The organism is Spartinivicinus marinus (genome assembly GCF_026309355.1).
Taxonomy (GTDB): Bacteria; Pseudomonadota; Gammaproteobacteria; order Pseudomonadales; family Zooshikellaceae; genus Spartinivicinus; species Spartinivicinus marinus.
The window spans coordinates 1-25,585 of record NZ_JAPJZK010000002.1; the positions used below are offsets into that span (position 1 = coordinate 1).

Genomic DNA, 25,585 nt, shown 5'->3' on the forward strand with positions numbered 1-25,585 from the left:
TGGTTATCGAATTGAGTTAGGGGAGATAGAAAATGTATTACTATCTCATCCTGAGATTGATGAATGTACTGTTAGTCTAACCACAGAAGTAAACAAATCTATTGCAAAAGAAGACCTGCAATTCTGTGTGAAATGTGGGATTGCTTCCAACTATCCGAATACGGTATTTTCTGAAGAAATGGTGTGTAGCCATTGTAGTGCATTTGAGAAGTATCGCGATGTTGCAGAAGCTTATTTCAGTGATATGCAGAAGCTACAGAAAATCGTAGATAAAATGTGTAGTGAAAACCATCCAAAGTATGATTGTATCGTGTCACTCAGTGGTGGTAAGGATAGTACCTATGCGCTTTGCAAAATAAAGGATATGGGCGCTCGGGTGTTGGCCTTTACTTTGGACAATGGATATATTTCCGAGAGAGCGAAGGATAATATCAATAGAACGGCTGAACGCTTGGGGATAGAGCATCGTTATATTTCTACGACCCATATGAACGAGATATTTGTCGATAGTTTGCAGCGTCATAGTGATGTGTGTAACGGGTGCTTCAAGACTATTTACACGATGGCGATCAATCTGGCGCTAGAAGTTGGTGTTAAGTATATCGTTACTGGTTTGTCCAAAGGACAGCTATTTGAGACGCGTTTGTCCGAACTCTTCCGAATGGAGACTTTTGATGAAAAGGTTTTTGATAAAAATCTTATTCAGGCTAGAAAGGTCTACCATCGTGTTGAGGATTCCGCTAATTGTTTATTAGAGAATGATTGGGTTGACGATGACGACGTGTTGGAAAATATACGTTTCGTAGATTTTTTCCGTTATAGCAACGTCTTACGTAATGATATGTATGGGTACATTGAAGATAGGGTGGGTTGGGTCAGACCTCCCGATACAGGTAGGTCGACGAACTGTCTTCTAAACGACGTTGCGATATATGTCCACGGTAAGGAGCGTGGCTACCATAAGTATTCGCTTCCATATAGTTGGGATGTGCGTATGGGGCATATAGAGAAGGGGGATGCGTTACGTGAAATTGATGACTCTGCAGAGATTGATGAAGCCAAAGTTAGCTCGATTTTGAACGATCTTGGTTACGAAGTTCGAGATGAAACTCTTGGCGTGGGGGATGCACAAATCGTTGCTTACTATAAGTCCGATGTTGAAATTCCTGTCGCGAGAGTGGATGAGTATATGGCAGAAGCACTTCCTGAATACATGGTGCCTTCACATTTTATCCGGTTGGAAAAAATGCCACTTACTCCAAATGGTAAGCTTAATAGGCAGGCGTTGCCAAGGCCAAATGATTATAGAAAGAATTTTGCTGAGAGTTATGTGGCACCGCGAAACGAGTTGGAGGAGAAGCTTGCTGAGCTGTGGAAGGAAGTGCTAATGGTAGATAAAGTAGGTATCGAAGACAATTTCTTCGAAATCGGTGGTAATTCTCTTCCTGCTTTGATGCTGTTGTTTAAGGTTGATTCTCAATACAACAAACTCATCAGTATCCAGGAGTTTTCTGAAGATCCAACAATTAAAGCGTTGTCTTCAATATTGCAATAACTTTGTGCAAAAAGACAAAATCATTTGACGATGCCATATATAGGGTGAAGTAGGTTTGAATAATATGAACGAAATGAAAATACAGGGGGCTGTTCCACCGCCGGATCAAAATTTTGCATACCCGCACCGTTGGGCGGCAATGTTCACTTTGTTAGCCGCAAATTTTATGGTGTTTCTGGATGTAAATATTGTACTGGTAGCTATACCGAGTATCCAAAGTAGCCTGCAAGCAAATATGATGCAAATGGAGTGGGTTGTTGCTGTATATATTGCCTGTTATGCCCTGGCTTTGTTGCCGTTAGGAAAGCTGGGTGATCTGTATGGGAGAAAGAAACTGTTTGCTAGCGGAGTTGCGGGGTTTATTGTTTCTTCTTTTCTTTGTGGCGCATCCACTACAGTTGAAATGTTGATATTCTCACGAATATTGCAAGCTGTTTCAGCGGCGATGATCTCTCCTCAGGTGATGGCAGTTGCAACATCAATGTTTTCGCCAAAAGAGAGGTCAGCTTCTTTCGCTCTATTTGGTTTGGTGGCTGGATTGGCAGCAATTGTAGGGCCCGTTGTTAGTGGTGCACTGATTAAGGTGAACCCCTTCGATTTTGGATGGCGATCTATTTTCTATATTAATATCCCGATTGGATTGGCTGTTTTATTTGTAGCTTTGTACCGAGTGCCGAATACGGCTTCATATGCCGGTGAGCGCAAGAAGAATGACTGGTTAGGTGTTTTGTTGGTTGGTATTGCTTTACTAAGCTTGATATTTCCCCTGATTGAGGGGCGTGCTTATGGTTGGCCTTTATGGTGCTTTTTACTTATGGCCGCGTTCATTCCTATAATTTCAGTATTTATTGGGCGGTCAATAAAACTGGCAAAGGAAAATAAGCCAACACTATTGCCAATATACCTAATGGCTAATCGCAATTATATGTTTGGTGCAATAGCAGTGATGGGATTCTTTTCTGCTTTGGAAGGGTTCTTACTGATCTTTGTGATTTTTTTGCAGCAAGGTCATGAATTCACCCCAATGCAAACAGGTATGGCAACTGTTCCATTTTCGATAGGGGTGTTAGTAGCAACAGTTATTGCGGCGCGTTTTCAAAATTTGAAAGTCAAGATTTTTTCCGGAGCTACATTGTGCTTCGTTTCCACTATTGTGCTTTGGTTTGTGGTAAATAATGTTGAAGATCTAGGCGCAAAGGGCTTGATGTTGCCGCTTCTAATTGGCGGTTTGGGTTCCGGGGTGACCATTGCTTCACTGTTTCAGACTGTTATGCGAACGGTGCCTCTTAAAGATACGGGTGCGGGATCAGGTGCTTTACAAGCTATGCAGCAGGTTGGTGGTGCTTTGGGTATAGCCTTGGTGTCCCAGATATTTTTCTCTGGTTTCTTGAATGATGCGCAGAGTGTAGAAATTTTTAATGCTTCTTTTAAAGATGTATTGGTTTACTGTATGGCAGCTTATGTATTTGTTGTGTTTGCTGTTTTTGGTGTGGATTTTAAATTGCCGTCGAAGAACGAGCCTCAGCGGCCGCCTGTAAATATGCCCTTGGAAGAGGGCAGTTAGTTTTTTGTTTAGAAAATTATTGTTGGGAATTTTTCGGTGATAACACCAAATAACTCTTTTGAGTTATACAATTGGTAAGTTCTAGAAAGGATCTCCGTATTTGGCTCTAAACCAAAGTGCGAAGCAGTTGTTTCGCACTTTTCCAGACGAATATCGATAACTTCTTTAAATATTTCCAAACGCTCTTCTTTCCATAAAAGACCAATAGGGGTTTCGGTGTGAAGCAGCTTGTGTTTCATTGTTTTGGATAATTTGTTGATAAGAAAAGAAGACTCAGCAAAAATGTAGTTTTTGGATGAGTCTGTTAGCATGACTTCTCTGTTTAGTAGTGTGGAATCTTTTGATTGAGATGATGAATCTCCTGGAAGTTTTCCTTTTTCAATAGATTGAAAAATTACTTTTGCTTGAATACTTTGGTTTGTATAAAGGGAGAGTAATTCAGTGATGGATCCGTCAGTAGTAAGTAAAATCTTCTGGAATAGGCTTAGTGATGGGTTGGCGATAATCTTGTCCATTGATTCTCCATTGGCCTAGCGATTTTGTGCGAGGTTGGATGAAAATTGAAGTTAGTTTGAAATAAGCTGGAAAGTGGATACTAAATAAAATGAATTGGACGCGAGTCTAGCACAAAAATAATAATAAGTATGTTTTCACTGCTTTCCCGTTAACTTTCAGGCATGGTTCAGAAATAGGTGTTTTTAGTGAACACTGGGCGACCGAGAACCTACCACAGCAGTAGTATAAAAATTAGTTTTCAGCGATAAAAGTGGCGTTGTTGAATAAATAGCTTACCCCGCTCTTGTTGTGTGTTTTTGGCTAATTGGTGGTACCCTGACGCAAAAACCAACCGATCAGAAGCCATCACATGCCGTATAAACATAACCAATCCAGTCACCGGCAACATAAAAAAGCCAAATATAAGGTGATTAATTGGGCGGCATATACGGAAGCATTGCGTCGTCGCGGCGACATTACCATTTGGTTTAGCGTTGAAGCCATTGATGAATGGCATCCAGCCAAAATCCCAGGCTTACGTGGCAGGCCTCTAAAGTACTCGGATGTAGCCATCGAGTGTTGTCTAATGCTGCGGCAGGTGTATCACTTGCCGCTACGGCAAACAGAAGGGTTTACGCGCTCATTAATCCAGTTAATGGGGCTTGACATTAAAGCACCGGATTATAGTTGTCTATCGAAACGAAGTACGTCACTCCAGCTACAGAGGCTCATTGATAGTATTGATCCAGGTTCACACGTCCTTGTTGATAGCACCGGGCTGAAGGTCTATGGCAAAGATGAATGGCATCAGAAAAAGCATCATGTAAAACCTAAGCGAACATGGCGCAAGCCAGTTCAAGTTCATGCAGCGTAACGTACATACCGCCTTCATCAATCAATACGGACGAATGGCATGGCAAAAAGAAGACTTTTTAAGTTGGTGTTGACAGCAACAAAAAACCGAGGCTGAGGTATCCGTGCGCGTATTAAATAGAATGACTAGTCTTGGCATGCCTATTTCTGTGAAAATTGGATAATATAGTGGACTGAATGCCTCAGCACGCCTGATTTTTCGATTTATTCAACAACGCCTAGGAAAGGCCAGTCTGCTAATCCAATGGCTAAACATAAGACAATGTTTGAACAGTTTTGTGCTTTAGTAGGCTAAGTTTGCCCAAAATAAGTTTGTTTTTAACCTAAATAATTTTTGCGACAGAGCCGTTGAAAGAGGCTTCACTTTATAAAGTAAAATTGCATGCGGCTAGTGGGTGGTTCGATCTGCGCTTACCTTTTTTACTATCATTTTTTGTGTAAAATTTTGTAATATTCCAATATATAGATACTTATTAACAATAAACCCTATTTTAGAGAGAGAAACATATGCACAACACCAGTGCCAAAGACGACACTCCCTTAATTATCAATGGCCATCAGGAATCATTGGAACAGTGGGCAGACAACAACAAGCAAATTATCACAAACAAATTAATCCAACATAAAGCAGTACTCTTTCGCAACTTCAGCAATAGAGAGGGACTAAACAGCATTTCAAAATGTTTTTTTTCCGAACTACTAGACTATAACTACAGATCCACGTCTCGTACATTGCTGAGCGAGAACGTCTATACATCAACGGAATACCCACAAAACCTGACAATTCAACAACATTGCGAAAACTCTTACCAGACAAACTGGCCCCTAAAATTACTATTTCATTGCGTCACCCCTGCCACTAAAGGAGGGCAAACACCTATCTGTGACATGATCAATGTGACAGAGGCCATTGATAATGAAATAAAACGAGAGTTCGAACAAAAAAAGGTAATGTATGTCCGAAACTTTCGAAAAGGCGCCGACCTGCCATGGCAAGAAGTTTTTAACACGACCGAAAAAGCACACGTCGAAGCCTACTGCCAATCTCATAACATTGAATTCCAATGGATAGGCGACGACCTAAAAACCCGCCACATAAGCCAGGCCACCGCAACACACCCCATAACACAACAAAAAATTTGGTTTAATCAAGCACATCTCTTTCATATCACAGCTTGGGAAAAGCCTTACAGACAGGTACTTTTGTCTCACTTCACAGAAGAAGGCCTTCCCCGAAATACCTACTTTGGCGACGGCAGCCCCATCCCTCCCGAAACACTCGATCATATACGATCTGCGTTTGACCAAAACATCACTTTCTTCGACTGGGAAAAAGACGATGTACTACTTTTAGATAATATGCTGGTCTCTCACGGACGAACCCCTTACGAAGGAGATAGAAAGGTCACCGTCTGCATGACGGAAGCATATTCTCCACAAGATAACTAACACCTAAAATCAGGCAGGCACGCCCCTCTCTTTTGTGCCTGCCAAACTCTCATTCAACTGCAACAATACTATATCAATCACCGCTTGCTGATTTGTATGTATATAGAAGTGCCCGCCAGCCAGCTCGTAAGTAGAAAATTCCCCCACGACCAAATCAGACCAACGGTCAACATTATCAACAAGCCCATCATCAGAGCCGAACAAGATACTCACAGCACATTCGATTTGTTCCCCGCCCTTCCTGTAGCGATAACTCTCACCTAATCGGAAATCAGCCCTCAATCTTGGAATAAGGTAGTCAATTAATCCTTCATCTTTTAGTACCGCCTCAGGCGTCCCTCCCATTTCTTTAATTTCTTGTACAAACTCATGTTTTTCCAAATGACTAATTTTTTTTCTTGTCAAATCTAGATGAGCAGGAGACCTAGCAGAGATAAATAGATGTATATGATTGCTTTTTTGCTTATCACTCATCCTTCCCACCAATACATAACTGATCAACCCTCCATTGCTGTGACCAAAAAATGCAAAATTAACATTTAGCATTGGTGAGATCACGCTATATAACCGCGCAACCATTTCGTCACAGCAACTAATGAGAGGCTCAGTATTTCCTCCTCTTCCAGGGTACTGAACACCCACAACCTCTACCCCATCAGGCATATTTAACGCCCAATCTCGATATATATTGGCATCCCCTCCAGCATAAGGAAAACAAAATATTCTGATTCGCACCTTTTCCTGCGGATTGAAGATAACAAACCAGGGAGAGGTCTTTACTGCAGGTCGACGCTTGAAAAAAATATCTTTTTTAGACATTCCTAAAACCAATCAAACCAAATCCACTTCACTTCCCAGCTGTTTTAAACAAGCAGATACCGAAAGATTTTTATCTACTACACTATATTCGTAGGGCGTTCCAAGCTCAGACAAATATTGCCATATAGGTTTCAACACAGCCTCTGCTTTTAAGATAATTTCCTCATACTCGCTGCTTGGATCAGAAAGATAGGTAATTGCACCACCAGCACCGAATTTAATTGTTTGCCCATCATAAGAAAGCGTTCTGATTGCAATATTAAGATCTGCAATCCGGTTGTAGCCAAGGTAACCAATGGTTCCGCAATACACTCCTCTTGAGTCCTGCTCCAATTGATCAATAATTTCCATCGAACGATATTTAGGGGCACCTGTAATTGAGCCTCCAGGATACACCGCTTTAAGCAATTCCACCAATGTACACTCTGACTTCAAATATGACTCTACGGTACTAACCATCTGGTGCACGGTTTGGTAACTTTCAATATCCATCATCTTGGACACAATAACACTACCAGGCACTGAAACTCGGCCAAGATCATTCCGCATTAGATCCACAATCATCAGATTTTCAGCTTGATCCTTTTCCGATGCAGCCAAAACCCTTGCATTTTCAGCATCAGTTGCTGGGTCTTCAGATCGAGCACAAGTACCTTTAATTGGTTTGGTTTCAACCCGACCATTCTCATCAACTTTCAAGAAACGCTCTGGGGAAGTACTTAAAATTCTAACTTTACCAATACTAATCAGCGCACCAAAAGGGGCTGGGTTTTCTTTTCGCATAATCATGTAAAGCTCTACAGGGTCGAGCTCTATATCACACGAAAATTGATTCGTTAAGCAAATTTCATACGACTCACCATCAACAATTTTTTCTTTACTCTTTTCAATGGCATCCAGATAACACTCTCGACTCATATCCATATCGATACTGGCTTGCTCTATTCCTAATCCCTGGCCAGCGGATGCATCAACACTTACCAACCTAAGCTGCTCTTCCATTTCATCAATCCAGGCATCAGCCTTCGCTTGCTCCTCTTTCGTCGCAGCATATACCAACCAAACTGACTTATCTAAATGATCAAACGCAACAAATTTCTCCACCCTCATCCAAACCGCATCAGGTATCTTATTTCTATGACGCGTCTCGGCGCCAAAAAGTGTCTTCATCTCATAAGACATATAACCTACATAACCACCACGAAACTCAAACGGTAAGTCCTCATGACTTGCAACATCTACAGCCTCCAACGCACACTCCAGGTTTTTGAGAAATGCTAGACCACCAGAAAAATCTTCGGAGTCTTCTGTAATTTTGTACGTCAACACATCTTCCGGAATTACCTTTCCCATGAAAGAAAAACGAGACATCCCCCTCCTAACGGATTGACTGTCCAACCAAAAACTATTTCGCTCTTCAGCGAACATAGAGCGGAAAACCTGCTCATCTGATACAGGGATATCCACTTTTCGGAAAAATAATTGTTTCTTCACTTTGGACCGTCGAGCTATCTCCTTAGACACTGAAACAGGGGATTTTTTAGTATCGCTTTCCTCTATATTGGCGTGCTTATATGACAGTAACTTAAAGTTTTCGACCAATTGCATACCATATTCAGTCAGAATTGATTCTGGATGAAACTGCACGCCCCACTTGGGTAAGAACTTGTGCTCAACCCCCATTATCAATCCACACTCGGAACGTGCTGTGACGTTCAAGTCTTTAGGCACTGTATCAGCAGCCACAACAAGAGAGTGGTACCGAACAGCTTCAAAAGTATTAGGAAGCTCCTTAAACAAACCAACATTATCGTTATGGACAATATTGGACTTTCGACCATGATAAGGAACTGGTGCATGAACTATCTCACCACCATATATATGCGAGAGCCCTTGAAAACCGAGACACACCCCAAGCACCGGAATATCATTTTGCTCCAACGCTTGACGACTGACACGAAAATCACTCGCATTAGTCACTGAGCCCGGACCAGGTGACACAATAATGGAACCGAACTCGCCAAGCTGCTGAATCTCGTCCCACGTATATTGATCATTATGTATTACTAAAGGCTCATTACCATATATTTGTGCAACATAATCAGCCAAGTTCCAAGTAAACGAATCGTAATTATCGATAATGAGGCAACGCATACGCCTCCCTTTAAACAAAAAAGCGTTAGTCATCATGCAAAATGTATATTTTTTAAGGTATGTATTTTTACTCACCAATGTTGTGGTCAAGTAAACTTGTACAACATTACGTACAGTTAATTTAATAACTCTTTAGCTGCAGGTGTTAAGTAGCCATTGTAACTATGAACACGACAATGGTTGTAATATTTAATGAACTGCATAATATCTTTTTCAGATTCTTGGTAGTTTTTGTAAAAAGTAGATGGCATCCACTCAACTTTATAACTTCTAAGAAAACGTTCTGTTGGGGCATTGTCCCTGCTCTGTCGCAAAAATTATTTAGGTTAAAAACAAACTTATTTTGGGCAAACTTAGCCTACTAAAGCACAAAACTGTTCAAACATTGCCTTATGTTTAGCCATTGGATTAGCAGACTGGCCTTTCCTAAGCATGTGCACTAACTCAATTCCAATCAGTGTAGACCTGGCACTATTGAATGATTTAAAACCCAACATTAGCCGAGTAATGCGCTTTATAAATCGGTGATCCTGCTCAACGATGTTATTGAGGTACTTGACTTGGCGTATAATAATTGGCGTTTTCATCTCCTTATTGATTGTTTCAATAGCCGCTTTATTCGCCGCACTGCCATCAATTGTTATCTTTTCTGGTGCGCCATTAGCGCGAATGGCCTTTTTGAAAAATCGCTTGGCAGCCTTAGTGTCCCGGTGCTTGGTAAATAAGAAGTCAATGGTTTGTCCCGCTTTGTCCACGGCCCTGTACAAATAGTACCAGTCTTTTTTTACCCGGATATACGTCTCATCCATACGCCAGCTGTTGCCGACAGGTGATTTCTTCTTTCGAAACTGTTTTTCTAACTTAGATGAGTAGGTCACCACCCAGCGTTGAATAGTGGCGTGGTCAACGGGAACATTCCGATCTTGCATAAGCTCTTCAATATCGCGGTAGCTCAGTGCAAACCGAAGGTAATAATACACCACTTGCAGTACAACGCACTTGGGAAAGTGACAACCTTTAAAGCGTTCATCAGCACTCATCGTGACTACAAAACAACCATGATTCTGGGAAGGGTTACGAAGGTTATCATTTCAGGCTAAACTTTGCGACAGAACCTTTGTCTTTACGCTAAATAATTTTTGCGACAGAGCCGATCTTTGCGATTACATTCGGTTGATGTAAACTAAAAATCAATTTTAGCTGGCAAGGTAACGAGATAATGGAAGATTTGACATCTAAACAATTCGAGTACGAAGATCAAACTTTTGAAAAAATCGAATTACAAGATCAAACACTTTCAGGCAAAGTTTTTTATGATTGCATTTTTATTAATTGCAATTTCAACAGTACAGCTTTTGACAAGTGTAAATTTAACGACTGTGAGTTTAAAAACTGCAACCTAAGCACAATAAGTGTAAATGGAACCAGCTTTCGAGATGTAAAATTTAAGGATTGCAAGATGATAGGGATCAACTGGACTAGCGCAGCGTGGCCCAGTGTTCAAATATCCAGCCCAGTCGAGTTTGATGGATGCAGATTAGATAATTCAATATTTTTCGGGTTATATTTGCAAGAAATCAAAATGGAGGCATGCCAAGTTCATGACGTCAACTTTACAGAAGCAGACTGTGAACATGCCAGCTTTATTCAATCGGATTTTTCAAATAGTGTCTTCCACAACACCAATTTAAGCAATTGTGATTTTTTTGATGCACTGAATTACACTATAGACGTTTTTGAAAATAAAATAAGCCGTGCAAAATTCAGTTTACCTGAGGCCAACAGCCTTCTCGACGGCCTGGATATTGAAGTCTATCAATAATTCATTTCACCACAACATGGATTAAAACGTGACATCTCCTATCTGGACAACACCAAAAACCCTAGAAGAGCTCAATGAGTTTTCTAAAAACACACTACACGAACACCTTGGGATCGAGTTTATCGATATGGGTGATAATTACCTGAAAGCGAAAATGCCTGTGGATGCCAGAACCCTCCAGCCCCACGGTATACTTCACGGGGGGGCGTCTGTTGTACTGGCAGAAACAACTGGCAGTATTGCATCAGAAATGTGTGTCGATCATGACAAACGGTGCATTGGACTCGACATCAATGCCAATCACATACGTAAAGTCAGCTCAGGCTATGTATACTGCACGGCCCGCCCGGCACACATGGGGCAAACAACACAGGTTTGGCTGCTTGATATTACTAACGAACAAGGGAAAATGATTTGCCACTCTCGCCTGACCATGATGATCCAGCCTCAGTAAAAGGGGCTCTGTCGCAAAGTTTAGCCTGAAATGATAACCTTCGTAACCCTTCCCAGAATCATGGTTGTTTTGTAGTCACGATGAGTGCTGATGAACGCTTTAAAGGTTGTCACTTTCCCAAGTGCGTTGTACTGCAAGTGGTGTATTATTACCTGTTGTGGTCAAATAAATTTGTACAACCTAAATAATTTTTGCGACAGAGCCCGGATAAGTTCAAGCGCTTATTAATTCGATTTGAACGTCTTAGCAATCTCCATTACGCACTTAAAACAGTCGCCTACACAATGATTAACCTACGACATTTCTGTTAGAATTTATTAATTAACTCGTAGGTTATTTTGTGAGTACGTGAATGCCATAGTGGCAGAATGCTAGGGTCGATCATGCCTTGTTTTTGATAAAAAATCGCAAACAATAGTTTTTCAGGTTAATAATAAACCAGTTTTATCACATTTCATCTATTATTTTGGTTGGGTCAAGCACTGAGGCTGCAAGGTTTCTTCAGCAGATACGAAACCCGCAACCAGTAGCGGGAAGTACAAAGGTCAGTATGTTTTTTGAACAACCAAGAACAAAAAAACAACTCCATGTACTGGGTCATAGAGTGAATATAGTTTTTCAACCACTTCACCTAACAAGCTATGTTTTAACAGCTTTAACTAAAAAGCTCTGAGGAACACCCGGAATGCCTCTTGGCGCGAGAGGAAAAGGCCAACGGTTAAGTTTATGTCCCATGGCTGCAATTGTACAAACATCTACGTCCCAACCCAACGGTTCTACAATCCTCTCCGGCTCGTCAGTTCCAAATTGTTGAGCCATATCATGAAGCACTTTCGCATTGGGAGAATTTAGCATTGAAAGACCAATAACATCAAAGAGGCAAATACTACCTTTGGCACTTAACTCACTGACTCTCGAAAACAATAACTTTACGTACTCTTCCTTCAAGTAACACAACAATCCTTCAATTACCCACACTGTTGGAATTTCTGTATCGAATCCGATCTTTTTCAATTCTGCTGGCCAGTCTAATTCCAAATTCATAGCCAATGGAATATATTCACACTTTGATACTACGTGCTCTAACTTTGTGTTTTTATGATCTAACACATTTTCATAATCAACTTCAAAATATCGAGTATTTCGTGGTAACTCAAGCCTATACACCCTCGCATCCATTCCTGCCGCAAGACTAACAACCTGAAACATACCATTTTTAGCTGCCAAAGTAATTTCATCGTCTAACCAACGAGTTCGAACTTGAATCGCAGGAGGCATCACCTTTTCATTCGTTGCTGTACTACGCAGTTCATCGATAAAACTATCATCATCAACTAGCAGTTGAGCAAACGGATCATGAAAAAGAGGATTTTCACCCTCAGATTCAACCGCTCTCATCCCTGCCACCCACAAGGCTGTTCTCTCTATACTACCCATTGACACCGTAAATACTCCTAATTTTCAAAACAAATGATAAAAAAATTTTACTGCTGGCCCACATTTCACCTTCTTGAGCCATCAAAAAAATGTATCCTGCACCCAACAAAATAAACATTCCAATAATCAAAATTTACTAAACCGAAAACTTTGAGCGTGCCTCCTGTTATAAGCTAATCTTTCTTTTCTTCCACTAACTTCCGCAAACTATAGCCTAAAGGAGAGATCCAGGACGCATACTTTTCGACCTCTAACGTCTGCACCATTATAGCTTTTACCATTTCATAATCTTTTTCCGTGGGCAACCAATCACTCACTTTTCTACTATCTCCCTCAGGCATTATATTTCCTTCAACATCATATGGAAGCCTTTTACATGGCCCCGTATTCCTATTAAAACGTTCATGAGGAATAGAAAACTGAAAATCTAGTTTAAGCTCTGCCAGAGACCTGTTCCATTTATCAATTACTCGGCCAATTTCTTCGATATACTGACTTCGCATAATACAATTCAATACCTTACCACCCTCAATCTCCACCTGCTCGACACGGTCATTCTTGCGACGATCAATGACAAACATACTGTTTTCATATACATCAAGATCTCTTGGCGTTCGAATACCAATCTGATACATATTGTTTGCTGTATTCGACTCGTCATTACCAAATAGATCCAATACTCTAGGTACCCAATAATTTATATACTTCTGAATCACAGGCAAAGGAATTGCAACATGCTCAAAGATATCAAAACTCCCACTTTCTAAAGTGAGCTTTGCGCTTTTATATAATGTTCTATCGAGTCCACTAACCCCCATATTAATATGAAGAGGCTCCTCAAAAAGCATAAATCTCGATGCTCTAGCTAAAGGCGCAAAGGCGGCTTGCGTTACTGCTTGTAATTGATACTTCCCATCTCTATCAGCAAGAAAAAGCCACATAAAATGAGACAACCAATCATCAGTGGTGAAATTAAAAGCATCCAATAAACGAGGGTTATTCTCATCTCCACACATGCGATCCAACAATGCCTCAGACTCAACCAAACCATCATGACCAAAATGTTCAAGTAGTATGTGCACCATTGCCCACGAATGTCTTCCTTCCTCGAGCAAAAACTGAAAAAGATTATTCAAATCATAAAAGCTGGGCGCCATTTGAAGTAACAACTGCCCTTGCTCTACACCACCATTTTCAACATCTGCTTGAACTCTAATATGATGCAATAGATAGCTGTAGTAGTCTGTAGGCACTGTCTCCCAAAGCGCCTCACCTTTATGAATACCATGCTGAATCGAGTCATGTCTACATGGAGCCATATATAACCCCCAACAATATTCCGAAGGCCGTATTTTTACAGTTTTATACCAACGTCCTTTAGTTGACCCGTTTGGAATTCGCAATGTCATTGGTACATCAAGAAACTCCGTTGGACCTCTTAATTTCCACCAACTTTTAAAATCTGCCTGGTAGTGCTCAAGTTGCATTTTCAGTGGCTTGTTTTCTTCAAGTCCTACATTGTTTGGTATCATAAGTAATATTCTCTTTATATTATCGTAAGCGCTGATCGAAGTACCTACTTGGCTCTGTCGCAAAAATTATTTAGGTTAAAAACAAACTTATTTTGGTCAAACTTAGCCTACTAAAGCACAAAACTGTTCAAACATTGTCTTATGTTTAGCCATTGGATTAGCAGACTGGCCTTTCCTAAGGCATGTGCACTAACTCAATTCCAATCAGTGTAGACCTGGCACTATTGAATGATTTAAAACCCAACATTAGCCGAGTAATGCGCTTTATAAATCGGTGATCCTGCTCAACGATGTTATTGAGGTACTTGACTTGGCGTATAATAATTGGCGTTTTCATCTCCTTATTGATTGTTTCAATAGCCGCTTTATTCGCCGCACTGCCATCAATTGTTATCTTTTCTGGTGCGCCATTAGCGCGAATGGCCTTTTTGAAAAATCGCTTGGCAGCCTTAGTGTCCCGGTGCTTGGTAAATAAGAAGTCAATGGTTTGTCCCGCTTTGTCCACGGCCCTGTACAAATAGTACCAGTCTTTTTTTACCCGGATATACGTCTCATCCATACGCCAGCTGTTGCCGACAGGTGATTTCTTCTTTCGAAACTGTTTTTCTAACTTAGATGAGTAGGTCACCACCCAGCGTTGAATAGTGGCGTGGTCAACGGGAACATTCCGATCTTGCATAAGCTCTTCAATATCGCGGTAGCTCAGTGCAAACCGAAGGTAATAATACACCACTTGCAGTACAACGCACTTGGGAAAGTGACAACCTTTAAAGCGTTCATCAGCACTCATCGTGACTACAAAACAACCATGATTCTGGGAAGGGTTACGAAGGTTATCATTTCAGGCTAAACTTTGCGACAGAACCGTAATGATATCAATCAGCTTATGACGACGATGACGTTCAACTCGAGGGTCATTTAACTTGTCAAAGTGATCTAAAATTGTACTATTTTGTTCCAATGTTGCGCTCTATATCAGTTACTGTTCATTCTATTATACTGATTTTGTTGTATTTTTATATGCGATTGCCCTGGACGAAGCAGTGGGTTTGTTGAAGGATTAAATAATAAAATTAAAGTAGTGAAGCGAAGGTGTTACGGATTCTTTAAAACCGACACTTTGCAAGGGTATAAACTGTACACTTAATTACCAACGAAAAGCGCAGAAGAGCTAGCCTCTTCTGGGTCTGGAGGGTGTAATGCAAAGCCTGTGAAGTCCAGTGCTTAGGTTTGTGTGTTCGGTGGTGCTGGTAATTGACAAGTAAGTTATATATCCGGCAGAATGCAATGGTTTTTTATTTGTTAGTAAATGAAGCGTTGATAAAAATATACTTTTTTTGAAGTTAAAATTGAATAGGGTTGTGGTGTTGATTATGGAAAAGAATAATAGTTCTGAAGTATATGTTGTTTTGGTTAATGACGAAGGCCAGTATTCTATTTGGTCGCAACAAATGGATATTCCGGAAGGGTGGAGTCAAGTTGGAGCTTCAGGTAGTAAAGAGGAATGTTTAGCTCATGTCGAACAAGTTTGGGTGGATATGAGACCTAAGTCGTTGGGGCTCTGTCGCAAAAATTATTTAGGTTAAAAACAAACTTATTTTGGGCAAACTTAGCCTACTAAAGCACAAAACTGTTCAAACATTGTCTTATGGGTAGTGGGCTAGAACTATGGTTAAGCATGAATATCCACCCCAAATTCAATCTTGTTGATGAGCAGTCCAATCACAATATCATGCATTTTTTCTAGCTTTGAAAAGCAAATGGTCTTTCGCGCTAAACGTTTGATCCAGGTTCTAAAGTTAAGATTTTTTCGCTCAATTTTTTGAGTATTTATTTTTCCAACTTCATGCTTTTCAGGGTCAAGATTGCGATCATAAGCTCCCCAATTATCCGTGTAAAATCGCTTAATATTAAAGGGCTCTAACAATGATTGCAGCTTGTTGAAAACACTATCTTTTCGCTTTCCAAATACATAAGCAAGCACTGTGTTGGTATCATGATCTACTGCATACCACAACCAGCGTTGATTAGGCTTTTTACCTACAAAAGACCACTGTTCATCCATTTCAGCTTCTTCGCAGACGAGTTCCAGTCTAACATCTAGAGGATTGTTTGTTTTTTGCTCATGGAGTTTTGGGTTGACTTGAGTCAGGATACTTTCTTTTTTTTAATGTACTAATGACCGTGCTTTTACTTATTTTCAGAACACGCGCCGTATCCCGAATGCCGCTACTATTGATACTCATTTCGATGATTTGTTCTTTTACTTCAGGCTCACATGCTCTATAGATATATTCCAGCATGAAGGTTTTAGTTTGACACTCAGGATTCATACACTGGTACCGTTGTGTACCCGTTTGGCTTTTTCCTGCTTTTACTATAATGTCACTACTGCAGTCACGGCAGATTATGGTATAATCATGACGTATATATAGAGGCTGCGGAGGGTATGATTTTTGCGTAATTGGTAGTGTTGCTTTTATTTTATATTGTACAGTAAATCAATACTGTAGACAGTTTTTGGTCTTAAAGTGGTAGGATTGAACCAAAAATAGAAACTGTGAGAATGCGGTTGTCGAAATCGAATTGTCACAGGAATCTATCTTTGGAAAGCATAGTAGAAACGGTTTTACGCTCAATGTCCAATGTTAATAAACCTCAACAGACATTTATTGTTGCTTTATTGACGACGCTGGTGGTCTTTCAAGGCAAAGCGACCTTTAGAAATATGAGCCGTTATAGCCAAATGAGTGAAAAACGTTTTAGCCGCTGGTATAGGCGCCAGTTTGATTTTGCCCAGTTCAATAGAGACACATTAACTCTTGCTCTTCCTAAAAATGGTCGTATCGCGGCTATCGATGCCAGTTTTATTAACAAGTCAGGAAAGAAGACTGAGGGCTTAGGCTGGTTTTATAATGGCTCTGTTAGTCAAGCCCAGCAAGGCTTGGAAGCTTCACTTCTCGCATTGATTGACCTTAAATTGAATACAGCTTTTGCTTATGATGTGCGTCAAACAATTGATCAAGAAGATAAAACGCGTATTGAAGTCTATGCAGAGCAAGAAGTGGAATTGACTCCCCAACTTCTAGAGCAAGGCATTCAGTATTTAGTCGCCGATGCTTACTACAGTAAAGAAAAATTTATCACTCCCGTGGTGAAAGCAAAATTAAAGCTTATCGGTAAACTGAGGACCGATGCTGATTTACTGTGGCTTTATGAGGGTGAATACAGTGGGGTTGGACGTCCCAAAAAGTATGATGGAAAAGTGTATTTCGAAAAAGAACTACACCGTTTTGAGCAAGTAGGTAGCCTGCAAGAAGGCTTAGATATTTACAGCAAAACGGTTTATTCAAAGAAATTCAAATGTGCTATTAAAGTTGTAATGCTAAGGCAAACCTCAGATAAACAGGTTAGTAGAGCATTGCTTTATTCAACTGACACAGAACTGGATGCAATGACAGTCATTGAATATTACAAAGCACGATTCCAAATTGAGTTTTTATTTCGTGATGCTAAACAGCACACAGGGTTGACCCATTGCCAGTCACGCAAAAAAGAAGCCATTCATACCCATTTAAATGCTTCATTGTCAGCACTGAATTTATTGGAGCTAGAAGATCAGCAATTAAAAGGAGGCAATGATGAGACCGTTATTTCAATAACCTCATGGAAACGTAAGAAATTTAATCAGTATTTAATGGAAAAACTTTTTAATAAGTTAGGTCTGAGCAAAAGTAATAAAAAAGTCGCTCAAGTGTATGAGCAGTTAAGCGACTATGGGGCTATTGCTGTATAAAAGTGTCTACAGTATTGGTAAATAATAGAAATATTTATTTTCCTAGAAAGGGGGTATCATGGGAAATTGTGTCGCTTGTCGTAGAGAGCAAATCGTTGACGCTGCCAGCGGGGTTGAATTCTCAACATTGATTTTATACTCGACCGAAGTGGCCTCTACTGAGGTGAGTTTTGGTCCTTTTTCAATGAATGTGTCCATGAATGCAGAAGCATGTGAAGGGTATTTTCCTCTTGTAGTGATCTCGCACGGGTCAAGTAGTTCCAACATGATGTTTCGATCGTTAGCACACTTTTTAGCTAGCAATGGGTTTGTTGTATGTTTACCTGAACATTCAGGTGACACTGTATTTGATAATAAATTGCAATATACATATGAAAATATGGTCAACAGACCTAGGTGTGTGTCACAGGTGATTGATTATGTGTCGGAGCTTGCACCACTTAAGGGGAGTGTCGATAGTGATTCCGTCTCTGTAATTGGACATTCTGTTGGAGGGTATACAGCCTTTGCGTTGGCAGGAGGAGAGCCTCATACAGGTTTTTTCGTCGATTTTTGTCATGCACCTGAAAATCAGGAACACCCATACTGGACGAAAATTGTAAGAGATAATGAAATGGAGTCTCAAGCCGTGGGCGTGAGCCCAGACAAACGCGTGAAATCAATCGTTGCTTTAGCTCCTGATGTCAGCTTGTTTATGCATGAAAATGCACTTGCTAATATTAATATCCCGACATTACTTGTGCTTGCAGAAAAAGATCTTTGGGTTCAAGAGACCATTGATACCGTTAGTAAAGGTATTGGTGATAAGAGTGCATTGACTTGTAAGGTGGTAGAAAATGCGGGGCACTACTCGTTCATAAGTCCTTTTCCTGAAATGATGAAAGCTCGCGTTGGGGGGCCTGCGACAGATCCTGAGGGGTTTGATCGAGAGCGGTTTCAAGTTGAATTTCAACAGGAAGTTTTGGATTTTATTTCTGCTGATTAGATAAAAAGAAGGAATGTTGATGTCTCGGTGGTTTGAGACGATACGGTGCTGGGATGGAAAACTTTATAATCTTTCGTACCATAGTAAGCGCCTAAGTCGTACTATAGAAGAAAACTTTGAAATAAAAAGTGAGCTCGATTTAAAGAGCGTTATCACGGTGCCTGATGGTTGTACCAAAGGTGTGTTTCGATGCAGAGTTCTTTATGAAAGGGAAATAGAGAAAATTGAATTTGTGCCCCATGAGTATCGGGCTGTTAATAGTTTGAAGCTTGTGGAAGATGATAATATAGAATATCACTACAAATGTTCGGACCGAAGTCACCTGCAAGTGCTATATGAGCAGCGTGGGGGTTGTGATGATATTGTTATTGTCAAAAATGGTTTCATTTCAGACACTTTGACCGCCAATTTAGTCCTGTACAAAGATGGTCAATGGTGGACGCCTGATACCTGTTTGTTACCTGGTACTCAGAGGGCTAGGCTATTAGAGGAAAATATCATTACCGAAACCTCGATAACGCCAATGGATCTGTATCAATATGACAAAATCGGGCTAATTAATGCGATGCAAGATTTTGATAATATGCCTCAAATACCTACACAGAATATCGGGCTCTGTCGCAAAAATTATTGGCTCTACGCGTCTTTGCGTGGAATGATCAAAAAGCCAGCACAACTGGAGAAAACCTATTCAGCGCCATTGTATCGATAATTAATCGCTTAATATGCCTGATTTAGAAGGGTTGCTAAACATAAGTCGTTAATTGAAATCTTCAATTCTAGCAACCAATCGTGGTGTATATTATTTATACGATCCACGCAAAGACGCGAAGAGCCCAAAAATTATCATTTACTGATATGTATTAGGCGCGATCTGATCAGACAATTCTTACTTGAAAACTGAGAGTTACCCGCTTTGATTAAAGGTGTCAGAACTTTAAATCAAACCAAAAAGGTAACTCTCAATGCTCCATACTAGCAATCCTGTTATTAAACACAAAGTGGGTCTATTAAATCTCGCAGAAGAACTAGGTAATGTGTCTAAAGCCTGCAAAATGATGGGGGTATCCCGTGATACCTTTTACCGTTATCAAGAACTAAAAGAAGAAGGTGGTGTTGATGCCCTTGTTAACAAAAGCAAGCGGGTTCCCAACTTAAAAAATCGAGTAGATGAACAGACTGAACAGGCCGTATTAGCCCATGCCTTTGATCAGCCTGCTCACGGTCAACAGCGAACCAGTAATGAGCTTAGAAAACAAGGGATTTTTGTTTCTGGTAGTGGCGCTAGAGAAAAAGCAGCAGGACGATGAGGCCTGTGGGGAAATCGAAACCGCTCACCCTGGTTACTTAGGCTCTCAAGATACTTTTTATGTAGGCACGCTCAAAGGCGTAGGTCGTGTTTATCAACAAAGCTTTGTGGACACCTACTGCAAAGTCTCCTTTGCTAAGCTTTATACGACGAAAACACCCATCACAGCAGCTGACATGCTGAATGATAAAGTATTACCTTTCTTTGGTGAACAACAGTTGCCGATGTTGCGCATATTAACGGATAGAGGCACAGAGTATTGTGGTCGGGTTGAACAGCATGATTATCAGCTTTATTTAGCCATTAATGCTATTGATCATACGAAAACTAAAGCCCGGCATCCGCAAACGAATGGTATTTGTGAAAGGTTCCATAAAACAATTCTTAATGAATTTTATCAAGTAGCCTTTAGGAAAAAGGTGTATACAACCCTTGAGGAATTACAACAAGACTTGGATGAATGGATAGCGTATTATAATCACCGCCGCACTCATCAAGGAAAAATGTGTAATGGACGTACTCCAATGCAAACTTTACTTGATGGCAAGCAGATTTGGGCTGAAAAAAATTTAACCCAAATCTAACCTGACAGGGCACCTAAAAAAAGCGGGTAGTGTCAGATCAGATATGAGTCAGTACAACTGATAAGCACACCAGAGGCTATCTCTGCTTGTCGCTCTCCCTATCTAAATAAGGTCAGGAAGAGCATATCGAATCAACTTCCCGCTACTGGTACGAGGCAATGAATCCACAGAGCGGAAAAGATGTGGGTAGTGCGCTTTGCCTAGCTTATCGCGGGCAAATTCCTTTAGCTCTCTCCACAGTGGCATAAGGTCTGAAACCTCTTCGGCTAAGACAATTAACGCAGAGGGTCTTGTTAAGCCGAATTCATCTTTGTTGAACCAAACGGCACTTTCCTTTACTTTAGGATGCTTAGTTAAAACCTGCTCAAGAGTTTGTGGAGAAAACCAGCAACCGTTAATCTTTAATGTTGTCCCCGTGCGACCAATGTGATAATAAAACCCTTCAGCATCCACATAATACAGATCTTTGGTATTAAACCAACCATCAGAAAATGATTCTGCATTTACACTTTTAGCATCATTAATGTACCCTTTGGTCAAGGTATTCCCCTTCACCCACAAAGAACCCACTTCACCAACTTGGCATGCGCTACCATCACTATTAATCAACTTGACAGAAAACCCTGGCACTAACTGCCCGCTCGATCCTGGCCGACTATAACCATCCCGATTCGAAATAAATGTCGATAGCACTTCAGTGGTACCAATACCATCCAGCACATCCGTTGCAAGCATTTGTTTTGCTTCCATATAAAGCGCCTCTGGTAAAGCCTCCCCCGCAGAGATGCACAATCTTAAGGCTGGACAGTCACAATGTTCAATTACATGTTGTTGCAACATCATTTTCAATACCGTTGGCACAGTAAAGAAAATATTTACAGAAAATTGTTTCAGTATTTCAATGTAGCTTTTTCCTTTCGCCAACGGTGCCGCAATAACATGGACTGCACCCGAGAACAAGGACACAACGATGCTATTCAAACCATATGCAAAGAAAATTCTTGAAGGTGTGTATACACACTCACCCAATTCCAAACCAACGACTGTATGTGTGTAATTCATGTTACACAATATGAAGTCCTTATGTTCGTGAATCAGTGCTTTGGGTGACCCGGTCGCCCCGGATGTAAACAATACTACGGCAGGATGTTCTCTTGGCAATAATGCCGGCGTTTCGGCCACTCCAACATCGGCTTCACCACTGTCACAAGCAACAACACTATCAAGTGTAACAGTAAGCCCATCAAATAAAGTCGGTAGTTTTAATGCTATCGTTTCCACGTCACAAATCATAATGGACGGAGCCGCTGCTTCTAACATTTTGCCTATATTTTCTGTTGATGCAGTATAATTTATGGGACAAAACACCAGCCCACGCCAAAAACATGCGAGCATAATCACAACACTCTCTATGCTATCAATAGCAGCTAAAGCAACTATGTTTCCTTCCTTTAATCTATACTCATCAAATTTCCGGGCGCAACTTTTTACTTTTTCGCGAAGTCCTTCATAGCTCAGCTGATCACCGGTATTAGGATCTATTAATGCGGAGTTTCGCCCCTCCCTAAAAATAAAATGACACAGATTTGTCTTATCATCATCAAGAGTTTTCAGTGTATTACGTGTTTGTATTACATGAGATACTTCACTATATGTACGCGATCTCTGCATCACCATATCACGTTGAAATCGCAGAGCACTTTCTATTTCTCCTTGAACAACCGGGCCGTATTGACTTATTAACTGCGGTCTCACACCACCATACGACGCCACCCCGGAAGTAATATCTTCAACAGTACTACCGGTTAATGAAAACGTTTCTAGCAATGCTGTGTGCTTTGCCATTATCGCCGACTGCATTAGTGAGTTGAGTACCATTGCCCCTGAAATATAACTACGTGCTCTTTGGCAACTCCTTTCAGGTAAATCATAATGAACATCACTTATCATCAGCAACCCGGCTCGGCGCTGCATACAACCATCTCGATCTAGCACACTTCCTTGCAAATCAATACATACTGAAAGCTGTTCATAAGCTTGGAGATTCCAAAATGTCGCTGTCGGGAATACCACGACAACGCTTGCATCATAACCAGTCACAATATTGAAGCAATCGTACTGCGAAATTAGCGAGTGCAAATGCGGTGCTGCGCGGTCATCGGATAGCACTGCAATTTTAATACGCTCTGTAGTTGTCGACTTTTCTTGTGCAATGTGTTTCAGAACTTCTTTTATTTGTGCAAACCGAAAGATATCTCCATCAATATCTAGCTTTTCGCCCCCCTCCTCCGACTTGATAGATGTCATTATTTTTTTCATTTCAGGAGGAATGACCACACCATCCGAATTACCAACGAGCACAAGCCCCTGATCAAGCAGAGAAACAGCATAATCTTCTCCACCCTCGACTATCTTTTCATACAATGTAGGTAAAACAACAACACATACCTCTGTCTTTGTATTATCTATAACATAGCTCTGCAACACAAAAGGCTGCATTCTATCGCAAAGATAAAGCCACACCTCCATCAGCGACTGCTTATTGAATGTTACAAGGCTAGTATCCCACTTCTTAAGGTCGGCTATAAAGTTAGGGTAGACAAAGCAGGTCAGTTTTTTATCGCCACAACATGCTCTGGCAGTATCTTTGGGAATATGTGAGTGCAGATACGCAACATCTTCGCCATCAACAACATTACTGGCCATATGAGCAAGCAGCTTATCACTTCGCTGTATAGACATTATTTCCAGCAGTGTATCAACAGCAAAAACAATGGTATCAAGTTCATCCTTTGTCAAAGCACCGGATATGTTAAAGAATATTTTTTTTGTTTTTCCTTCTGCTGGCAAGCACACGATTTTATGTGTAGAAAACAAGTAACTACAAACCACCGAAGCCAACAGGTTTTGCCGGTCCAACTCCATAAAAAATGATACAAATACCCTAGCACTCAAATCCCGATAGGCCACCTTTAATGCTATCTGCCCACTCCCATTGTTAGTAACATCACAGCTAAGATTTTTGTAAGCAGCGGTTGATTCACACAAAAGATTAAAGACTGTTTCGCAGTTTTTATTATTTTTTATATCTGTATCGACAACTTCAGACAATGCATCAATATAGCCGGCAGCAACCAAATTTTCTTTATTGATACACCGAAAACCTTTTCTCCCACCTCTCTGTTCAAAGTTATTTCGCACAAAAAAGTCGTTCATTCGCTTATCTTCACAATACATTTACTATGTCACACCTTAGAACACTGACATTAGAGTAACCACATCAGTGCCCTGCTATCTATTCAACTTTTTATTGATAAATAAAAACCACGTCCTGTGGGCGTGGTCATCGCCAGCGAAAGGCTGTGCCTGAAGGAACTGCTCATGGTATTCGTTTACTTGGTTATCCCCATAACTTAGTAAAGGAAAAACGCATGAGCAGATTTGAAAGATTATCGCATGTTATATGGCACTGCCAATACCACATTGTTTGGGTGTACAAATTTATTAAGCCACAACAGGGTGCCGAAGTATAGATATAGAGTATTGACAGGAGGGGTAGCGCATGATGTGTACAACAGTATTTATGTATATAGCCAAAAGCTAAAATGTAGGGTGATAGAGCTAAATGTACAGCCAGATCATGTTCATCTATTGATAAGTGTTCCACCCAAGCAATCCATATCTGAGTTGATGGGTACCTTAAAAGGTCGAACAGCAATAAGGATTTTTAAGCAATATCCTTATCTGAAAAAGAGGCCTTATTGGGGCAATCATTTTTAGGCTAAAGGGTATTGCGTTGATACGGTAGGTTTAAATGAAGAAATGATTAGGAGCTATGTTAGGTATCAAGAAGAGCTTGAAAAGCGACAAGAACAGTTTGATTTTTAGTTAGTTATATTGTGTCCTTACGACACCCTAGCTCAACTTTATTAATTTTTAGTGGTTTACTAGCTTCCGAATAATTTGTAAGGAAGTATTATGGTAGACTCAATATCCCTTGAATCAGTCGCAGCAGCCTTTCAAGCCTGGCGAGAAAATCGTCCTGGTAAACGACAAAAGACACCAGCTGCATTGCGGCAACAAGCCCTGGCATTATTAGAGCATTACTCTGTTTCTAAAGTGATAAATACCTTGGGGCTTAGCCATTCAGCCTTAAAAAGCTGGCAGCTTGTAGAACAAGGTAATGATCCATCTTCTGATTTTGTGGCTTTAACACAACCGATTGCTCCCGTTGATAACCATACATACAATTCATCATTGCGTATTCATTTAACCCTTTCTCATGGCGTGCAGATGTCTATTCAAGGTGAACTTTCTGGTTCGCAGTTGAGTGCAGTCGTGCGTGAATTACAGGCAGGACAAGGGGACTATAAATGATACCGCTAACAACCAGTACGCACATTTTGTTGGCGACTCAGCCTGCGGATTTTAGAAAAGGCATTGATGGTTTTGTCGCCTTATGTAAGCAATCCCTTGAACAAGAGCCTCGCACAGGTGTCGTATTTGTTTTTATTAATCGCAGTAAAACCATGATTCGAGCATTGCACTATGATGGCACGGGTTTTTGGCTCATGACTAAGCGGTTATCCCAAGGGCGCTTTCAAGGTTGGCCGACAAATGGTGTCTTAACACAGGCCATTGCAGCCAAGCAGTTAATCGTGTTGTTAAGAGGACAATCTTTTAGTCACACAAAACAGACCGTATGATTTTACTTGCTATTTTATATTTCATCATTAAGCTAGCGAACCCTTCTATAA

General features: G+C 40.7%; 23 protein-coding genes and 3 pseudogenes. 15 read left to right on the forward strand and 11 right to left on the reverse strand.

Annotated elements, in window-relative coordinates:
• Nucleotides 1-1,555 (forward strand): phosphopantetheine-binding protein (locus OQE68_RS28310; RefSeq protein WP_266195937.1); only part of this gene is annotated, 1,555 nt, incomplete at its 5' end.
• 64 nt (nucleotides 1,556-1,619) lie between these two features.
• The gene (locus OQE68_RS28315; RefSeq protein ID WP_180571479.1) at nucleotides 1,620-3,119 is read left to right on the forward strand and encodes an MFS transporter; all 1,500 of its coding nucleotides are present in this window, start codon (nucleotides 1,620-1,622) and stop codon (nucleotides 3,117-3,119) included.
• 8 nt (nucleotides 3,120-3,127) lie between these two features.
• On the opposite strand, the gene OQE68_RS28320 is transcribed toward OQE68_RS28315, so the two are convergent.
• Nucleotides 3,128-3,634: a chorismate pyruvate-lyase family protein gene (locus tag OQE68_RS28320; RefSeq protein WP_180571480.1), complete on the reverse strand. Its 507-nt coding sequence runs from the start codon at nucleotides 3,632-3,634 to the stop codon at nucleotides 3,128-3,130.
• Nucleotides 3,635-3,873: 239 nt separating this feature from the next.
• On the reverse strand, nucleotides 3,874-3,999 hold the full coding sequence (locus tag OQE68_RS28325; protein WP_266195938.1) for a hypothetical protein: 126 nt from the start codon (nucleotides 3,997-3,999) through the stop codon (nucleotides 3,874-3,876).
• Between OQE68_RS28325 and OQE68_RS28330 the strand changes: the two genes are divergently transcribed.
• Together OQE68_RS28330 and OQE68_RS28335 are read left to right on the forward strand one after the other, a co-directional pair.
• Nucleotides 3,985-4,488, forward strand: coding sequence for an IS5 family transposase (locus OQE68_RS28330; RefSeq protein WP_266195939.1), 504 nt, complete (start codon nucleotides 3,985-3,987; stop codon nucleotides 4,486-4,488). The two genes, OQE68_RS28325 and OQE68_RS28330, sit on opposite strands and share 15 nt — an antisense overlap.
• A gap of 506 nt (nucleotides 4,489-4,994) precedes the next feature.
• Nucleotides 4,995-5,936 (forward strand): TauD/TfdA family dioxygenase, encoded by a 942-nt coding sequence (locus tag OQE68_RS28335; RefSeq protein ID WP_180571631.1) that lies wholly within the window; start codon nucleotides 4,995-4,997, stop codon nucleotides 5,934-5,936.
• A gap of 9 nt (nucleotides 5,937-5,945) precedes the next feature.
• On the opposite strand, the gene OQE68_RS28340 is transcribed toward OQE68_RS28335, so the two are convergent.
• The 4 genes from OQE68_RS28340 to OQE68_RS28350 all read right to left on the reverse strand — a co-directional run bounded on the left by OQE68_RS28340 (nucleotide 5,946) and on the right by OQE68_RS28350 (nucleotide 9,949).
• Entirely contained in the window at nucleotides 5,946-6,755 is an 810-nt protein-coding gene (locus tag OQE68_RS28340; protein ID WP_180571630.1) for a thioesterase II family protein, read from the reverse strand.
• Nucleotides 6,756-6,767: 12 nt separating this feature from the next.
• Nucleotides 6,768-8,909: an aminodeoxychorismate synthase component I gene (gene pabB, locus OQE68_RS28345; RefSeq protein ID WP_180571629.1), complete on the reverse strand. Its 2,142-nt coding sequence runs from the start codon at nucleotides 8,907-8,909 to the stop codon at nucleotides 6,768-6,770.
• 116 nt (nucleotides 8,910-9,025) lie between these two features.
• On the reverse strand, nucleotides 9,026-9,223 hold the full coding sequence (locus tag OQE68_RS31060) for an integrase core domain-containing protein (protein WP_180571628.1): 198 nt from the start codon (nucleotides 9,221-9,223) through the stop codon (nucleotides 9,026-9,028).
• A gap of 39 nt (nucleotides 9,224-9,262) precedes the next feature.
• Nucleotides 9,263-9,949: an IS6 family transposase gene (locus OQE68_RS28350; RefSeq protein ID WP_266195940.1), complete on the reverse strand. Its 687-nt coding sequence runs from the start codon at nucleotides 9,947-9,949 to the stop codon at nucleotides 9,263-9,265.
• Nucleotides 9,950-10,128: 179 nt separating this feature from the next.
• Here OQE68_RS28350 and OQE68_RS28355 point away from each other — a divergent pair, with 179 nt between their 5' ends.
• Complete coding sequence (locus tag OQE68_RS28355) at nucleotides 10,129-10,731, forward strand: pentapeptide repeat-containing protein (protein WP_180572005.1); 603 nt, start codon at nucleotides 10,129-10,131, stop codon at nucleotides 10,729-10,731.
• Between the two features lie 28 nt (nucleotides 10,732-10,759).
• On the forward strand, nucleotides 10,760-11,185 hold the full coding sequence (locus OQE68_RS28360) for a hotdog fold thioesterase (RefSeq protein WP_180572004.1): 426 nt from the start codon (nucleotides 10,760-10,762) through the stop codon (nucleotides 11,183-11,185).
• Nucleotides 11,186-11,824: 639 nt separating this feature from the next.
• On the opposite strand, the gene OQE68_RS28365 is transcribed toward OQE68_RS28360, so the two are convergent.
• The 3 genes from OQE68_RS28365 to OQE68_RS28375 form a co-directional block, all read right to left on the reverse strand.
• A complete protein-coding gene (locus tag OQE68_RS28365; protein WP_180571779.1) occupies nucleotides 11,825-12,622 on the reverse strand; it encodes an SAM-dependent methyltransferase in 798 nt (265 codons plus the stop codon).
• Nucleotides 12,623-12,795: 173 nt separating this feature from the next.
• On the reverse strand, nucleotides 12,796-14,154 hold the full coding sequence (locus OQE68_RS28370; RefSeq protein WP_180571778.1) for a hypothetical protein: 1,359 nt from the start codon (nucleotides 14,152-14,154) through the stop codon (nucleotides 12,796-12,798).
• A gap of 102 nt (nucleotides 14,155-14,256) precedes the next feature.
• A protein-coding gene (locus OQE68_RS28375; RefSeq protein ID WP_266195941.1) for an IS6 family transposase occupies nucleotides 14,257-14,944 on the reverse strand; the annotation gives its coding sequence in 2 pieces (ribosomal slippage) (nucleotides 14,257-14,334 and nucleotides 14,336-14,944; 687 coding nt in all).
• Nucleotides 14,945-15,172: 228 nt separating this feature from the next.
• Between OQE68_RS28375 and OQE68_RS31065 the strand changes: the two genes are divergently transcribed.
• Complete coding sequence (locus OQE68_RS31065; protein WP_353620499.1) at nucleotides 15,173-15,301, forward strand: transposase; 129 nt, start codon at nucleotides 15,173-15,175, stop codon at nucleotides 15,299-15,301.
• A gap of 226 nt (nucleotides 15,302-15,527) precedes the next feature.
• Nucleotides 15,528-15,740, forward strand: coding sequence for an MbtH family protein (locus OQE68_RS28380; RefSeq protein WP_180572194.1), 213 nt, complete (start codon nucleotides 15,528-15,530; stop codon nucleotides 15,738-15,740).
• Nucleotides 15,741-15,826: 86 nt separating this feature from the next.
• Here OQE68_RS28380 and OQE68_RS28385 read toward each other — a convergent pair.
• Nucleotides 15,827-16,565: pseudogene (locus OQE68_RS28385) on the reverse strand (IS1 family transposase).
• 194 nt (nucleotides 16,566-16,759) lie between these two features.
• On the opposite strand from OQE68_RS28385, the gene OQE68_RS28390 reads away from it, so the two are divergent.
• The 4 genes and pseudogenes from OQE68_RS28390 (at nucleotide 16,760) to OQE68_RS28405 (ending at nucleotide 20,828) form a co-directional block, all read left to right on the forward strand.
• Nucleotides 16,760-17,950: a transposase gene (locus OQE68_RS28390; RefSeq protein WP_266195942.1), complete on the forward strand. Its 1,191-nt coding sequence runs from the start codon at nucleotides 16,760-16,762 to the stop codon at nucleotides 17,948-17,950.
• Nucleotides 17,951-18,008: 58 nt separating this feature from the next.
• The gene (locus OQE68_RS28395) at nucleotides 18,009-18,935 is read left to right on the forward strand and encodes an alpha/beta hydrolase family protein (protein WP_219340240.1); all 927 of its coding nucleotides are present in this window, start codon (nucleotides 18,009-18,011) and stop codon (nucleotides 18,933-18,935) included.
• A 19-nt stretch (nucleotides 18,936-18,954) separates the two neighbouring features.
• The gene (locus OQE68_RS28400; RefSeq protein ID WP_180571524.1) at nucleotides 18,955-19,647 is read left to right on the forward strand and encodes an aminotransferase class IV family protein; all 693 of its coding nucleotides are present in this window, start codon (nucleotides 18,955-18,957) and stop codon (nucleotides 19,645-19,647) included.
• A 253-nt stretch (nucleotides 19,648-19,900) separates the two neighbouring features.
• A pseudogene (locus OQE68_RS28405) lies at nucleotides 19,901-20,828 on the forward strand (IS481 family transposase).
• A gap of 102 nt (nucleotides 20,829-20,930) precedes the next feature.
• Here the strand turns inward: OQE68_RS28405 and OQE68_RS28410 are convergent.
• Nucleotides 20,931-24,044 (reverse strand): AMP-binding protein, encoded by a 3,114-nt coding sequence (locus tag OQE68_RS28410; RefSeq protein ID WP_180571523.1) that lies wholly within the window; start codon nucleotides 24,042-24,044, stop codon nucleotides 20,931-20,933.
• A gap of 215 nt (nucleotides 24,045-24,259) precedes the next feature.
• Here OQE68_RS28410 and tnpA point away from each other — a divergent pair.
• From tnpA to tnpB, 3 genes and pseudogenes are all read left to right on the forward strand, one after another.
• Nucleotides 24,260-24,716 (forward strand): annotated as a pseudogene (gene tnpA / locus OQE68_RS28415) (IS200/IS605 family transposase).
• A 90-nt stretch (nucleotides 24,717-24,806) separates the two neighbouring features.
• Nucleotides 24,807-25,205 (forward strand): hypothetical protein, encoded by a 399-nt coding sequence (locus OQE68_RS28420; RefSeq protein ID WP_180571843.1) that lies wholly within the window; start codon nucleotides 24,807-24,809, stop codon nucleotides 25,203-25,205.
• Complete coding sequence (gene tnpB / locus OQE68_RS28425; protein WP_180571842.1) at nucleotides 25,202-25,534, forward strand: IS66 family insertion sequence element accessory protein TnpB; 333 nt, start codon at nucleotides 25,202-25,204, stop codon at nucleotides 25,532-25,534. Before OQE68_RS28420 ends, tnpB begins: the two co-directional genes overlap by 4 nt.
• Nucleotides 25,535-25,585: the final 51 nt, after the last annotated feature.

What these genes read in the sequence shown, in the direction of transcription:
- OQE68_RS28315 (WP_180571479.1), top strand. Translation starts at nt 1,620, where the DNA reads ATGAACGAAATGAAAATACAGGGGGCTGTTCCACCGCCGGATCAAAAT.
- OQE68_RS28320 (WP_180571480.1), bottom strand. Translation starts at nt 3,634, where the DNA reads ATGGACAAGATTATCGCCAACCCATCACTAAGCCTATTCCAGAAGATT.
- OQE68_RS28330 (WP_266195939.1), top strand. Translation starts at nt 3,985, where the DNA reads ATGCCGTATAAACATAACCAATCCAGTCACCGGCAACATAAAAAAGCC.
- OQE68_RS28325 (WP_266195938.1), bottom strand. Translation starts at nt 3,999, where the DNA reads ATGTTTATACGGCATGTGATGGCTTCTGATCGGTTGGTTTTTGCGTCA.
- OQE68_RS28335 (WP_180571631.1), top strand. Translation starts at nt 4,995, where the DNA reads ATGCACAACACCAGTGCCAAAGACGACACTCCCTTAATTATCAATGGC.
- OQE68_RS28340 (WP_180571630.1), bottom strand. Translation starts at nt 6,755, where the DNA reads ATGTCTAAAAAAGATATTTTTTTCAAGCGTCGACCTGCAGTAAAGACC.
- pabB (WP_180571629.1), bottom strand. Translation starts at nt 8,909, where the DNA reads ATGCGTTGCCTCATTATCGATAATTACGATTCGTTTACTTGGAACTTG.
- OQE68_RS28350 (WP_266195940.1), bottom strand. Translation starts at nt 9,949, where the DNA reads ATGAGTGCTGATGAACGCTTTAAAGGTTGTCACTTTCCCAAGTGCGTT.
- OQE68_RS28355 (WP_180572005.1), top strand. Translation starts at nt 10,129, where the DNA reads ATGGAAGATTTGACATCTAAACAATTCGAGTACGAAGATCAAACTTTT.
- OQE68_RS28365 (WP_180571779.1), bottom strand. Translation starts at nt 12,622, where the DNA reads ATGGGTAGTATAGAGAGAACAGCCTTGTGGGTGGCAGGGATGAGAGCG.
- OQE68_RS28370 (WP_180571778.1), bottom strand. Translation starts at nt 14,154, where the DNA reads ATGATACCAAACAATGTAGGACTTGAAGAAAACAAGCCACTGAAAATG.
- OQE68_RS28380 (WP_180572194.1), top strand. Translation starts at nt 15,528, where the DNA reads ATGGAAAAGAATAATAGTTCTGAAGTATATGTTGTTTTGGTTAATGAC.
- OQE68_RS28395 (WP_219340240.1), top strand. Translation starts at nt 18,009, where the DNA reads ATGGGAAATTGTGTCGCTTGTCGTAGAGAGCAAATCGTTGACGCTGCC.
- OQE68_RS28400 (WP_180571524.1), top strand. Translation starts at nt 18,955, where the DNA reads ATGTCTCGGTGGTTTGAGACGATACGGTGCTGGGATGGAAAACTTTAT.
- OQE68_RS28410 (WP_180571523.1), bottom strand. Translation starts at nt 24,044, where the DNA reads ATGAACGACTTTTTTGTGCGAAATAACTTTGAACAGAGAGGTGGGAGA.
- OQE68_RS28420 (WP_180571843.1), top strand. Translation starts at nt 24,807, where the DNA reads ATGGTAGACTCAATATCCCTTGAATCAGTCGCAGCAGCCTTTCAAGCC.
- tnpB (WP_180571842.1), top strand. Translation starts at nt 25,202, where the DNA reads ATGATACCGCTAACAACCAGTACGCACATTTTGTTGGCGACTCAGCCT.